This is a genomic window from Streptomyces sp. NPDC030799 (assembly GCF_055572255.1).
This window is the reverse complement of sequence record NZ_JBVIDS010000010.1, coordinates 236,861-249,359: the sequence shown is the minus strand read 5'-3', so window position 1 is coordinate 249,359 and position 12,499 is coordinate 236,861. Positions and strand designations below refer to the sequence as shown.

Annotated in this window: 11 protein-coding genes; 2 read left to right on the top strand and 9 right to left on the bottom strand. The window is 69.0% G+C overall.

All coding sequences use genetic code 11. The features are described from left to right. Positions 1 to 234: 234 nt before the first annotated feature. The gene (locus ACZ41I_RS25430) at positions 235 to 1,830 is read left to right on the top strand and encodes an acyl-CoA carboxylase subunit beta (RefSeq protein WP_399770696.1); all 1,596 of its coding nucleotides are present in this window, start codon (positions 235 to 237) and stop codon (positions 1,828 to 1,830) included. Between the two features lie 57 nt (positions 1,831 to 1,887). Further along, positions 1,888 to 2,079: an acyl-CoA carboxylase subunit epsilon gene (locus ACZ41I_RS25425; protein ID WP_363218427.1), complete on the top strand. Its 192-nt coding sequence runs from the start codon at positions 1,888 to 1,890 to the stop codon at positions 2,077 to 2,079. Positions 2,080 to 2,137: 58 nt separating this feature from the next. On the opposite strand, the gene ACZ41I_RS25420 is transcribed toward ACZ41I_RS25425, so the two are convergent. The 9 genes from ACZ41I_RS25420 to ACZ41I_RS25380 all read right to left on the bottom strand — a co-directional run bounded on the left by ACZ41I_RS25420 (position 2,138) and on the right by ACZ41I_RS25380 (position 12,490). After that, positions 2,138 to 5,224, bottom strand: coding sequence for an NACHT domain-containing protein (locus ACZ41I_RS25420; protein WP_468322365.1), 3,087 nt, complete (start codon positions 5,222 to 5,224; stop codon positions 2,138 to 2,140). A 43-nt stretch (positions 5,225 to 5,267) separates the two neighbouring features. Continuing rightward, positions 5,268 to 5,654, bottom strand: a complete 387-nt coding sequence (locus ACZ41I_RS25415) for a hypothetical protein (protein ID WP_399770703.1) — start codon at positions 5,652 to 5,654, stop codon at positions 5,268 to 5,270. A gap of 82 nt (positions 5,655 to 5,736) precedes the next feature. Then, on the bottom strand, positions 5,737 to 6,318 hold the full coding sequence (locus tag ACZ41I_RS25410) for a GTP-binding protein (protein WP_031224757.1): 582 nt from the start codon (positions 6,316 to 6,318) through the stop codon (positions 5,737 to 5,739). Continuing rightward, positions 6,299 to 6,874 (bottom strand): DUF742 domain-containing protein, encoded by a 576-nt coding sequence (locus ACZ41I_RS25405; protein WP_351240156.1) that lies wholly within the window; start codon positions 6,872 to 6,874, stop codon positions 6,299 to 6,301. The genes ACZ41I_RS25410 and ACZ41I_RS25405 overlap by 20 nt, the downstream gene beginning before the upstream one ends. Positions 6,875 to 6,971: 97 nt before the next feature. Beyond that, a complete protein-coding gene (locus ACZ41I_RS25400; protein ID WP_004983065.1) occupies positions 6,972 to 7,385 on the bottom strand; it encodes a roadblock/LC7 domain-containing protein in 414 nt (137 codons plus the stop codon). Positions 7,386 to 7,395: 10 nt separating this feature from the next. Next, on the bottom strand, positions 7,396 to 10,617 hold the full coding sequence (locus tag ACZ41I_RS25395) for a sensor histidine kinase (RefSeq protein ID WP_399770708.1): 3,222 nt from the start codon (positions 10,615 to 10,617) through the stop codon (positions 7,396 to 7,398). Between the two features lie 393 nt (positions 10,618 to 11,010). Further along, on the bottom strand, positions 11,011 to 11,586 hold the full coding sequence (locus ACZ41I_RS25390; RefSeq protein ID WP_184970470.1) for a GTP-binding protein: 576 nt from the start codon (positions 11,584 to 11,586) through the stop codon (positions 11,011 to 11,013). Continuing rightward, positions 11,567 to 11,965, bottom strand: a complete 399-nt coding sequence (locus tag ACZ41I_RS25385; protein ID WP_009190816.1) for a DUF742 domain-containing protein — start codon at positions 11,963 to 11,965, stop codon at positions 11,567 to 11,569. The genes ACZ41I_RS25390 and ACZ41I_RS25385 overlap by 20 nt, the downstream gene beginning before the upstream one ends. A gap of 111 nt (positions 11,966 to 12,076) precedes the next feature. Further along, on the bottom strand, positions 12,077 to 12,490 hold the full coding sequence (locus tag ACZ41I_RS25380; RefSeq protein ID WP_037654657.1) for a roadblock/LC7 domain-containing protein: 414 nt from the start codon (positions 12,488 to 12,490) through the stop codon (positions 12,077 to 12,079). Between the last annotated feature and the right edge of the window lie 9 nt (positions 12,491 to 12,499).

Genomic DNA, 12,499 nt, shown 5'->3' with positions numbered 1-12,499 from the left:
TCGCGGACCGCCGCCCGAGGGTCCGTGTCACTCTGGAGATGGCATCTGCGCCCAGTGAATGTGGGGCGCCTCTCGGGTCTCGTCTTTGTGCTCTCCCTACAACACCCATGCCCTGTGAGCAGTCGGAAAGGCTGCACGCGGCCATGGTTCTGTTCACTCGTACCAGGAAAACGGGCCGGAGACTGTACGGAGTCGACGGCTCGCTTTCCTTGGCATCCTTCGTAAGGTCGCTACATGACCGTTTTGGAAGAGACGACGGGTGAGCCGACCGGCGAGCCGACGGACGCACGCGGACGGGTCGCCGAGCTGCACGAGATTCGTGCCCAGGCTGTGGCGGGTCCGAGCGAGAAGGCGACCGAGGCACAGCACGCCAAGGGCAAGCTGACCGCACGGGAGCGGATCGAACTGCTCCTGGACCCGGGGTCCTTCCAGGAGGTCGAGCAGCTGCGCCGGCACCGGGCGACCGGCTTCGGCCTGGAGGCCAAGAAGCCGTACACCGACGGTGTCATCACCGGGTGGGGCACGGTCGAGGGCCGTACGGTCTTCGTCTACGCGCACGACTTCCGCATCTTCGGCGGTGCGCTGGGCGAGGCCCATGCGACGAAGATCCACAAGATCATGGACATGGCCATCGCGGCCGGTGCGCCGCTGGTGTCGCTGAACGACGGCGCCGGCGCCCGTATCCAGGAGGGCGTCAGCGCGCTCGCCGGCTACGGCGGCATCTTCCAGCGCAACACCAAGGCGTCGGGTGTCATCCCGCAGATCTCGGTGATGCTGGGCCCGTGCGCGGGCGGCGCGGCCTACAGCCCCGCCCTCACCGACTTCGTCTTCATGGTCCGCGAGACCTCGCAGATGTTCATCACCGGCCCGGACGTGGTCAAGGCGGTCACCGGCGAGGAGATCACCCAGAACGGCCTCGGCGGCGCCGACGTCCACGCGGAGACCTCGGGCGTCTGTCACTTCGCCTACGACGACGAGGAGACCTGCATCGCCGAGGTGCGGTACCTGCTGTCGCTGCTGCCGCAGAACAACCGCGAGAACCCGCCCCGGGCGGAGTCGGGCGACCCGGTGGACCGCCGGTCCGACGTCCTGCTCGACCTGGTCCCGGCCGACGGCAACCGGCCGTACGACATGGCCAAGGTCATCGAGGAGATCGTCGACGACGGCGAGTACCTGGAGGTCCACGAGCGCTGGGCGCGGAACATCATCTGCGCGCTGGCCCGCCTGGACGGCCAGGTGGTCGGCATCATCGCCAACCAGCCGCAGGTGCTGGCGGGCGTCCTGGACATCGAGGCGAGTGAAAAAGCTGCGCGCTTTGTCCAGATGTGTGACGCTTTCAATATCCCGATCGTCACCTTCCTGGACGTGCCGGGGTTCCTCCCCGGTGTCGACCAGGAGCACGGCGGAATCATCCGTCACGGCGCGAAGCTGCTGTACGCCTACTGCAACGCGACCGTGCCGAGGATCTCGCTGATCCTGCGCAAGGCGTACGGAGGTGCCTACATCGTCATGGACTCCCAGTCGATCGGTGCCGACCTCACCTACGCCTGGCCGACGAACGAGATCGCCGTCATGGGCGCCGAGGGCGCGGCCAACGTGATCTTCCGCCGCCAGATCGCCGGAGCGGAGGACCCCGAGGCCATGCGGGCGCGCATGGTCAAGGAGTACAAGTCCGAGCTGATGCACCCGTACTACGCGGCCGAGCGCGGCCTGGTGGACGACGTCATCGACCCGGCCGAGACCCGCGAAGTCCTGGTGAAGTCCCTGGCGATGCTGCAGTCCAAGCATGCCGACCTGCCCTCCCGCAAGCACGGCAACCCCCCGCAGTAACCGAGCGGACCCGCCGCGGCAACCCCGCGGACCTCTCTCTCACGGAGACTGACACCCATGAGCACTCCCGACATCCGCGTCGAGAAGGGCCACGCCGAGCCCGAGGAGGTCGCCGCCATCACGGCCGTCCTCCTGGCCCGCGCGGCCGCGCAGACGCCTTCGGTCAAGACCCACCGAGGCCGCGCCAAAGCCGGCTGGCGCCGCCTGGAGCGCGAGCCGGGATTCCGGGCGCCGCACAGCTGGCACTGAGTCTTTGCGCGTGACCGCAGCCCCGCTTCTCCCTTCGGGAGGCGGGGCTGCGGTGCGCTCAGCTGACGGTGACGTGGACGCCCGGGAGCTCCAGTCCGGAGACGGGTCCTTCGCGGGTCTCGCAGTTGCTGAGCTCCAGCCACCTCAGTCGGGTCCACGGCCGCAGGCCCTCAAGACCGTCGGGCAGGAGACAGCTGTGTAAACCGACACCAGTGAGCTGGCAGACCGGCGCCAGTTGCCAGGGCAGAGTGCGGGCGTCGAAGTAGTAGAGCTTCAGACTGCGCAGACGGGTCAGCTCGGACAAGGCGGCCAGCCCGGGTAGCGGGTTGCGGCGAGCACCGACGAGGTACAGGTTCTCGACGCCGCTGAGCGAGCCCAGGAACCCCAGTCTGGTCTCCGCTGTAACGCCCGAGCAGACCAGCGTGTTGAGCTTCGGCAAGACCGGGAGACCCTTGATGCCGTCCGCGGTGGTGAGCGGCACCTGCAACAGACGCAGTGCGGGCAGTTCTGCCAAGACGTGGGGACTGCGCAGCGACGCAGCACCGAGCAGCTGAAAGCCGTTGAGCCCTGGATGCCCCTTCAGCAGGGACAGGTCAGCCGTGCCCTGCACGGTGCACGTCAGTTCCTGGAGCGGAGCGAGTTCGCCGAGCAGAGACAGGTCCTGCAGACCGAACTTGATCCACAGCGAGGTCAGCGACCGCAGTCGTACCGTGGCCCGTACCTGGGCCGAGTGCGTCACGTCCACCCGGTGCTTGTCCAACGGAAGCTCGCCCATCACCCGATCGGCGTAAGCGTCCGCGTCAAAGTACCCCCAGGCATCGATGAGCGCGTCGACCACATCACGACGCCTGTCCTGTGCGTACCCCTCCAGTACCGCCAGGGCCTGCTCTCCGCCGATCAGCGCCACGGTCCGCACCGTCTGTACGGCCGCTTTGGACGACAGTTCTCCCAGCGACCGGGGCAACCTCCGCAGCAGACTCGGCCCGACCGCGGCCAGCGCGGGCGGGTCCGTCTGTCGGCGTGCCGGCAGTAGCGCGGACACGGCCTCCTCCAGCTGTCCGGCGAGACCGACGGAGACCTCCGGCACCGTCTCCTGGCAGGCCGCTGCCAGCAGCCGTAGCTTCCGCCTGTGCCGGACTTCTTCCCGCGCCCGGTTCAGGATGCCGCCCAGCAGCTCCTCCCGCTGCGGCCGGTTTGCATGGCCCGCCGCCATGATGATTGTCTCGCGCCACAGGTCCAGATGGGCCCGCTCGACGAGGTTGCCGATGCGGTCCTCCTGCGTGGCCTCTTCGGCGGCCAGGTACTCCTGGAAGGTCCGGTGGACGAAGTCCAGTCGGCCCTCGGCGGGGGAGCGGAGGATCCCCGAGCGGTCCCGGAGCTGCTCCAGGACCCTGGCCCCGTTCTGCTCCTCCAGATGCCGCATCCCCGCGAGCTTTTTGGCCGTGTGCGTCGCCGCCTGGTCCAGCGTGATATCACTGCGGTTGTTGTCGGACAGCCTCCACGCCAGGTCTCGGAGCAGCACCAGCTTGTCGCTCAGACTCAGCCGGCTGTCCACCGCGCTCGGCACGTTACGGTCCGCGTCCCGTTCATGGACCAGAGCGTGCAGGGCGTTGCGGTACAGCTCCATCCGGTCACGCGGGAGCCGACTGCCCTGGTTCAGGTGCATCGCGCACAGCATTGCCGCGAGGAGTGGGGTACCGGCCAGCGACTGCAGATGCGGGCGGTCCTTGAGGCTGCTCAGCAACGACTGTTCGTAGCGGGGCAGGTCGTCCACCGCGCAGGGCAGTTCGTCGCCGAGTTCCCGGACCGCCTGATGCCACTGCCGGACGAAGGCCGTGAGGTCCGGGGGCGACATGCGGTCGAGTTGCAGGGCTGTGAACCGTTCACGCCGCAACCAGTCCGCCCCCGCTGCGGCAGGGCGCGAGGTGACGACGACCCGGACGTCGCCGTACGCGGCCAGCAACCGGCGCAGCCACTCCCGTACGCCCCGCCGCTCCCCGTCCAGCAGCTCGTCCACGCCGTCGATCAGCAGCAGGGCGTTACCGTCGGCGAGTTGGCGTTCCACCCACGCCTTCGGCATCACACCGGTGATCTGCCCGGCCACCGAGTCGAGCATCGCCTCCGGCATCGGCAGAGGGCGCCCGCTGTACTCGCGCAGCTTCACGAACACCGGTGTCAGGCCGTTCCATTCGGCCAGCTCGCCGGTGAAGGCGCCCCGCGCCGCCGTGATCGCCAGCCAGCGCAACAGGGTCGTCTTGCCCGAGCCCGCCTCGCCCCGCAACAGCACCCGGGTCGATCCGCCCAGGGCCGCTTCCACCCGCATCCCGGCGCTCTCGCCGGGCTCCTCCCAGTCGCTCATGCCGGGCCGGAGCACGGGCAGCGAGCGGGCGGGGCGACGTCGGCTCCCGTCGTCACCCGTCGCGCGCAGACTCACGTACGCCACCGACAGCCGCACTTGAGCCCCTGCCCGGTCCGACGTCCGCCGGAAGAGCTCCACCTCGTCCAGGCTGGTGCTGACCAACTCCAGGTAACGGTGCCGGAATTCGCCGTCCCGGTCGGTCCCCTCCGGTGCGAACAGCGACCGGTCGGGCAGCCGCTCCAGCACCCGGGCGATCTCCGTGCCCAAGGACGTCGTACGCGCCAGCAGTTCGCTCAGCACCCGTTCCTCGAAGACCGGCAACCCCTGCACGATGCGGACGTAATACTCGACGCACTCTGTGAACAGCAGCTCGTACAGCCGGGACTCCGCCTCACTGAGGCCGACCGGTGGCCGTACCGCTCCCGTCACCCGCCGTACGACCTGCGCCGGTTTCGCGTCCGCAGCCAGGATCGCCCCGTCCGACAGGTCCGCCGCCGTGAACGTGTCGCACACCGCGTCGATCAGGGCCTGCCGACTGCTCTCCTCCAGCCCCGGGAACTCCCTTTCCAGGAAAGGCGCCAGCCGGTCGTACACCGCGTCCGCGATCTCCTCGAACTGACGCTGTACGCCCCGCTGGAACCGGAGCCCGGACACCCGCAGCCGGATCAGCTCGGCCATGTCCATCCGGCGTTCCTGCTCCCGCCGCCTCCCCCCGAGCCAGGTCTGGGCCGCGGCCTTCGCCACGGTCGTCCCCAGCCGTAACGCCGCCGTCTCGGCACCGCTCATCGCCTGCCCCCTCCACGAAAACGCAATGCGACGAGGGGCATTCTCACCCGGTGCGCCGCCGCTCGTCCCGCTTGTGCAGCCACCACCCCAGCGGTATCTCCAGGGTCGCCAGACACACCGCCGGCCACAGTGACGACGTGTGCAGGCCGGGTGTCCAGGCCATGACCAGGACAGCCGTCAGGAACATGGACAGCCAGCCCAGGACATAGCGGTTGCGCAGGCCCACGAGCCGGAGGGGGTACAGCACCGCCGAGGCCAGCGCGGCACACGGCAGGGCCAGCAGCACCGCCCAGAACACCGCGCCCAGGCCGTCGATCTCGATCAGGCCCGGAAAGGCGGCCACCGTCCCCAGCACCACCAGCAGCAGGAACAGGACCGCCGGTACGGCGCCCAGCAGGACCAGTACGGCGCCCACCACAAACTTGCTCACGAACATCCCCGTGGAACGACAAAAGCCTCTGTCCCCCAGGAAGAGAGACAGAGGCCGGAGTCGGTTGCCCCGAGCGGCAGCGCTACCGCAGGCGCGCCATCAGGGCGTGCTCGACCAGGGTGATCAGCGTCGACTTGGCGTCCGCGCGGTGCCGGGCGTCGGTCGTGATGATCGGGGTGTCGGGGCCGATCTGCAGGGCCTCGCGGACCTCGTCGGGGTTGTACGGCTGGTTGCCGTCGAAGCCGTTGAGGGCGATGACGAACGGCAGGCCGGAGTTCTCGAAGTAGTCGACCGCGGGGAAGCAGTCGGCCAGGCGCCGGGTGTCCACGAGCACCACCGCGCCGATCGCACCGCGCACCAGGTCGTCCCACATGAACCAGAAGCGGTCCTGGCCGGGCGTGCCGAACAGGTACAGGATGAGGTCCTGGTCCAGGGTGATACGGCCGAAGTCCATGGCGACGGTGGTCGTCGTCTTGTCTCCGGTGTGGGTGAGGTCGTCGATGCCGGCCGAAGCGGACGTCATGACGGCCTCTGTGCGCAGCGGGTTGATCTCCGAGACGGCGCCGACGAACGTGGTCTTGCCCACGCCGAAGCCGCCCGCCACCACGATCTTCGCGGAGGTGGTGGAGCGGGAAGGACCGCCGCTAGAGCTTGCGAAGTCCACTGAGCACCCTTTCGAGCAGTGTCACGTCTGGCTGGCCACCGGCGTTCTCGTCGCCGCCGGGCTGATGGATGGCGACCAGGCCCGCCTCCGCCAAGTCGGCGACGAGGATCCTGGCCACGCCGAGGGGGATTGTCAGGAGCGCGGAGATTTCGGCTACCGACTTGATCTCACGGCAGAGGTTGCAGATCCGCTGATGCTCGGGCAGCTGACCCTGCATCTGGTGCGGAGCGGCGGTGGTGTGCACCAGCGCCTCGATGGCGAGCTGGTAGCGCGGGCGGGTCCGTCCGCCGGTCATGGCGTACGGACGCACCAAGGGGTTGTTCGACGCCGTCGCGGGCGCCGGCTCGGGGCGGCGCTGCGGCTGCACCGGCTGGATGCGCGGGGCCGGCGGCTGGTCGTACGGCGAGGGGCCGGGGCCCTGCGGGGCGTACGGCTGCCGGTGGCCAGGGGCGGAGGGGAAGTTGTAACGGTTCGGGTTCTGCGAACCGTCGCCGCGGCCCTGGGCAGGGCCGTACGACCAGTTGCCCGAATTCGAACCGCCTGGGGGTGTTGCCACTCTCTTCTCCTCCTCCGACTGTGCCGGGCACCCATCCGTGTGGAGCCGCGTCCCGAAACCTTACGGCCCCGGGACGCGTATACGCACCGTTCGCCTGCTAGTTGAGAAGGCTTCCCTGGAGTTCTGCACGCAGATCCGGGGTGAGGACCGTGCCCGCGCGGTCCACCAGAAGGGCCATCTCGTACCCGATGAGGCCGATGTCCGCTTCCGGATGGGCCAGCACGGCGAGCGACGAACCGTCGGAGATGGACATGATGAAGAGGAATCCCCGCTCCATCTCCACAACCGTCTGGTTCACGCTGCCGCCCTCGAAGATGCGGGAGGCGCCTGCCGTCAGAGACGTCAGACCGGAGGCGACGGCCGCGAGCTGGTCGGCGCGGTCGCGGGGGAAGCCTTCGGACATCGCCAGAAGGAGTCCGTCGGCGGAGACCACCACCGTGTGGGACACCCCCGGGGTGTTGTCCACGAAGTTGGTGATCAACCAGTTCAGGTTCTGTGCCGCCTGGCTCATCGGGCTCACACTAACGCTCCTGGTTGTAGGTGCTGTCAGGACCGAAGCCCTGGCCGTTCGTTTCACTGCCTGCGCTGCGTCCGCGCTGGACGCCCCGACGCAGGTTGCTCAGCCTGCCCCGGACGTCCTCCGGGGCGCGGGAGACCTGTGGGCCCCCCTGGGGGGTGGTTTCGGCGGAACCCTGGACCAGGTTGGCCTTGGGTACCCGCCGCGGCAGGCCCGAGGCGGTGACCCCGCCTGCCTTGGGCTTCCGGAGCTGCGCCGCCTGCTGCCAGCGCTCGTCGTTGGCCGAACGCCAGCTGTCGTCGCCCGCCCCCGGAGTGTTGTCCGGCGCCGTGGCTTCCTGCTGCGCGCGCGCCGTGCCACCCGCGGTACCCGAGCCGTTGGAACCGCTCGCGACGGATCCGCGGCGGGGCAGCCCGGCGTCGGTCAGCTCGTGGGCGGCGGGAGAGCCCGGTCCCGGACGGTCGAAGCCTACGCGGTTCCGCTCACTTGCGTCAGCGGCCTGCGAGGATTCCGTTTCCGGAGCGTACTGGTCCGGATACCCGTTCCGGTAGCCGTTCTGCGGCTGCTGCGGTTGCTGCGGCTGCTGAGGCCAGTCGTCCTGGTAGGACGGGGCCTGCGCCGGCTCCGCATACGCGGGGTCCGGATAGCCGCCGTTCGGCGCGTAGTACTGCTCCTCGTACGACTTGTCGTACGACTGCTCGTCGAAGGAGGCCTGCTGCGGCTCGGCGTACGTCTGCTCCTCGTACGTCTGCTGCGGCTGCTCCTGGTAGGCCTGCTCCTGGTACGACGGCTGCTGCTCCTGATAGGCCTGGCGCCCGTCGAAGAGCGGGTCCTCGTACCCGGGAGTCCCGCCCGTCTCCGGCTGCGGCTCGGCGGTCTGCTGGCCGTGCGTCTGGGCCTCCAGGGCCGCCCGGCGCTCCTCGCGCATCAGGGAGCGGCCGACGGGGTCCAGCTCGCGGATGTCGTCGGGGACCTCCGTGTACCGGCTGTCGTCGAAGCCCAGCTCGGCGGCGGTGCGCATCGGCTGCATCTGGTTGAAGTTCTCGCCCTGGAACTGCTGCTCCGGGATGATCTGCGAGACCGTGAACTCCTCGCGGTCCAGCGGCGTCTCGCCGCCACCGCCGTGCGTGATCGCGTCCGGCAGCATGACCAGGGAGGTCGTACCGGCCTGCTCGCCCGAGGGCCGCAGCTGGACGCGGATGCCGTGCCGGTCGGACAGCCGGCCGACCACGAACAGGCCCATGCGCTGGGAGATCGCGGCGTCCACGGTCGGCGGGTTGGCCAGCTTGTGGTTGATGTCCGCGAAGTCCTCGGCGGTCAGGCCGATGCCCTTGTCGTGGATCTCGATCATGATGCGGCCGTCGGGCAGCCGGGTCGCGGTGACGCGGACCTTGGTCTGCGGCGAGGAGAACGTGGTGGCGTTCTCCAGCAGCTCGGCCAGCAGGTGCACGAGGTCGGTGACCGCGCGGCCGTGGATCTCGGCCTCCGGGACGCCGGAGAGCTCGATGCGCTCGTACTGCTCCACCTCGGAGGAGGCGGCGCGCAGCACGTCGACCAGCGGGACCGGCTGGTCCCAGCGGCGGCCGGGCTCCTCGCCCGCGAGGACCAGGAGGTTCTCGCCGTTGCGGCGCATACGGGTGGCCAGGTGGTCCAGCTTGAAGAGGTTCTCCAGCTGGTCGGGGTCGGCCTCGTTGTTCTCCAGGTCGGTGATCAGGGTCAGCTGGCCCTCGATCAGCGACTGGTTGCGGCGCGAGAGGTTGGTGAAGATCGCGTTGATGTTGCCCCGCAGCAGCGCCTGCTCGGAGGCGAGCCGGACCGCCTCGCGGTGGACCTGGTCGAAGGCGCGGGCGACCTCGCCGATCTCGTCCTTGGTGGTGATCGGAATCGGGGCGACCCGGGTGTCGACCCGGCCGGGGTCGGTGCGCGAGAGCTGGTCGACCAGCATCGGCAGGCGCTGCTCGGCGATGCCGAAGGCGGCGTTGCGCAGCTGGCGCATCGAGCGGCTCATCTGGCGGGCCACGGCACCGGCCAGGATGAAGGCGAGCAGCAGGGCGACCACGACGACGCCACCGGTGATGAACGCCGAGGTCTTGGCGTCGTCGGCGATGTCGGAGGCCTCGTTCACGGCCCTGTCGGCCATGTCCGACTCGATCTGCCGGTAAGCCTTGTACTTCAGCGAGTTGACCGCGAACCAGTTGTCGGCGGTGATGCCGCCGGCCGCGAGGGTCTGACGGGTCAGGACGCTGGTGTCCTTCATGGTGGCCAGCAGCGCCACCATCTTGGTCGGGTCGGAGGGCGGCGGGACGTAGTTCGGGTTCTGCTGCTTGGCCGCCGCGGCCATCGCGGCGCCCTGCGACTCGATCTGTGTCTGCTTGTCCTTCAGCTTCTGCGCGTCGGCCTCGGTGCCACCGCCCTTGTACTCCTCCACGGCGATGCGCTCGAGGTAGGCGTACGAGGAGAGGGACACCCGCTGGGTCGCCAGGTTGGGTGCGTCCGGACCGGGCTTGACCAGCAGATGCGTGCCGATCGACCGCTCCAGCGACAGCGCCGCCTTGGTCAGCGAGATGGCGTAGACGGTACGGCCGTAGGAGGTGATGTTGCCGGTGCCCAGACCGAGCTCGTTGGCGAACTCCATCAGCGGGTGGGAGACGTCGACGTAGCCCTCTTCGGTCTGTACGCCGGTCACCTTGGAGGTGTACGCGACCTGCCGCAGCTGCGCGAGCTTGGGTTCGGCCTCGCGGAACAGCTTCAGCCGGCGCACCAGGCCCGACTTCTGCGGCATGTTCTGCGCGGCCTGGTCGAAGGCGTCGGCGGCGTCGTCCGTGGCCTTGCGGGCGGCATCGATGGTCGCCTTGCTCTTGCTGTCGGTCTTCTTCAGCAGCAAGGGCGCCGCGGTGACGTCACGCTCGTTTTCGAGGGCGTCGGCGTAGCTGAGGGCGGCACGCACCAGGCGGGCGGTGTTCTCGGCGTCGCGTGCCTGCTGCCAGGTGTCGATCGAGCTCTTCACCTGGAAGCCACCCATGACGAGGCCGACCGCCACGGGTATCAGCAGGATCGCGTTCAGCCTGGTCGGCACACGCCAGTTGCGCGGCGAGAAACGGCCGCCGCTCGGCGCGGGGGCCGCCGTCGGTTCCGCGCCGGGCACAGGGGTGGGCGCCGCAGCGCGCGGCGGCGGGGTGAAGTTGCCCCGCGCCGACGGCTCGGGACCGTTCTTGCTTCGCCTCACTCGACCAACAACCTCTCGGCGGTCGGCACCTACGTCGTGCCGCAGTCTCTCAGAGCCCGGTTCGTCATCGACCCCTTGGTGGGTACGTCTTTGACTATTGGGCAGTTCAGGCATTCCAGCACGTGGACCAGCGCTCTTCCAAACAGCGGAAACCTCGGAGCAACGCTCTTGTAAGCCCCAGATAAAACGGTCATAAAGAGCGAGCCCCGCCAAAAGGCGGGGCGTTTGTGCGCACAGCGGCACTACGCGAACGCGTCGCGTGGTGAAGCCGGGTGATTCCTCTGCCGAACTGTTATGAACGTCGGAGCCGACCGTGTCATAGGCCACAGTCGGCTCCGTAGCGTTTACCGTAACTGCCGTATACGCCGTCGTACTTGAGTACGTGCGCGGGCGCTACTTGAGACGTGCCATCAGGGCGTGCTCGACCAGGGTGATCAGCGCACTCTTGGCGTCGGCGCGGTGCCGGGCGTCGGTCGTGATGATCGGGGTGTCCGGTCCTATCTGCAGCGCTTCCCGTACTTCTTCGGGGGCGTAGGGCTGCTGGCCGTCGAAGCCGTTGAGGGCGACGACGAACGGCAGGCCGGAGTTCTCGAAGTAGTCGACCGCGGGGAAGCAGTCGGCCAGGCGCCGGGTGTCCACGAGCACCACCGCGCCGATCGCACCGCGCACCAGGTCGTCCCACATGAACCAGAAGCGGTCCTGGCCGGGCGTGCCGAACAGGTACAGGATGAGGTCCTGGTCCAGGGTGATACGGCCGAAGTCCATGGCGACGGTGGTCGTCGTCTTGTCCCCGGTGTGGGTGAGGTCGTCGATGCCGGCCGAAGCGGACGTCATGACGGCCTCTGTGCGCAGCGGGTTGATCTCCGAGACGGCGCCGACGAACGTGGTCTTGCCCACGCCGAAGCCGCCCGCCACCACGATCTTCGCCGAGGTGGTGGCCCGGCCCGCGTCAGAGCTTGCGAAGTCCACTGAGCACCCTTTCGAGCAGCGTCACATCCGGTGCGCCGCCGTTGTTCTCGTCGCCACCCGGCTGGTGGATGGCGACCAGGCCGGCCTCGGCGAGGTCGGCCACCAGGATCCGGGCCACCCCGAGCGGCATGGCCAGCAGGGCGGAGACCTCCGCGACCGACTTGACCTCACGGCACAGATGGCAGATCCGCTGGTGCTCGGGGAGCAGCCCCATGAGCGCAGCCGGGTCCGCCGTCGTACTGATGAGTGCCTCTATCGCGAGCTGATAGCGCGGCCTGGTCCGGCCGCCGGTCATCGCGTACGGACGGACCAGCGGCTGGTCGCCCTCGTCCCCGTACGGCTCCGCATACGGATCGTGATGGGCGGTGGGCGGGGTCATGAATCCTCCGGGCGGGACAGCAAGTCGGTCAGTCAAGCCGTCTGACGGGGCCGGTGGGGGGATTGTGGCGGCCGGACGGTGTTTTCGTGAGGTGGGTGGTGCCGGGGGCGGTCAGTGAAGCAGACTGCCCTGGAGTTCGGCGCGCAGGTCCGGGGTGAGTACCGCCCCTGCGCGGTCGACGAGCAGTGCCATCTCGTAGCCGACGAGACCGATGTCGCACTCGGGGTGGGCCAGTACCGCGAGGGACGACCCGTCCGAGATGGACATCAGGAAAAGGAACCCGCGCTCCATCTCGACGACCGTCTGTGCCACGGTGCCGCCCTCGAAGATCCGGGACGCCCCGGCCGTCAGCGAGGTCAGCCCGGACGCGACGGCCGCCAGCTGGTCGGCGCGGTCCCGCGGGAAGCCTTCGGACATCGCCAGCAGAAGGCCGTCGGCGGAGACCACCACCGTGTGCGACACCCCGGGGGTGTTGTCCACGAAGTTGGTGATCAACCAGTTCAGGTTCTGTGCCGCCTGGCTCATCGGACTCAA

Coding starts and splice junctions, on each gene's coding strand:
- ACZ41I_RS25400 (WP_004983065.1), bottom strand. CDS start 7,385: ATGAGCCAGGCGGCACAGAACCTGAACTGGTTGATCACCAACTTCGTG.
- ACZ41I_RS25420 (WP_468322365.1), bottom strand. CDS start 5,224: ATGAGCGGTGCCGAGACGGCGGCGTTACGGCTGGGGACGACCGTGGCG.
- ACZ41I_RS25425 (WP_363218427.1), top strand. CDS start 1,888: ATGAGCACTCCCGACATCCGCGTCGAGAAGGGCCACGCCGAGCCCGAG.
- ACZ41I_RS25380 (WP_037654657.1), bottom strand. CDS start 12,490: ATGAGCCAGGCGGCACAGAACCTGAACTGGTTGATCACCAACTTCGTG.
- ACZ41I_RS25430 (WP_399770696.1), top strand. CDS start 235: ATGACCGTTTTGGAAGAGACGACGGGTGAGCCGACCGGCGAGCCGACG.
- ACZ41I_RS25385 (WP_009190816.1), bottom strand. CDS start 11,965: ATGACCCCGCCCACCGCCCATCACGATCCGTATGCGGAGCCGTACGGG.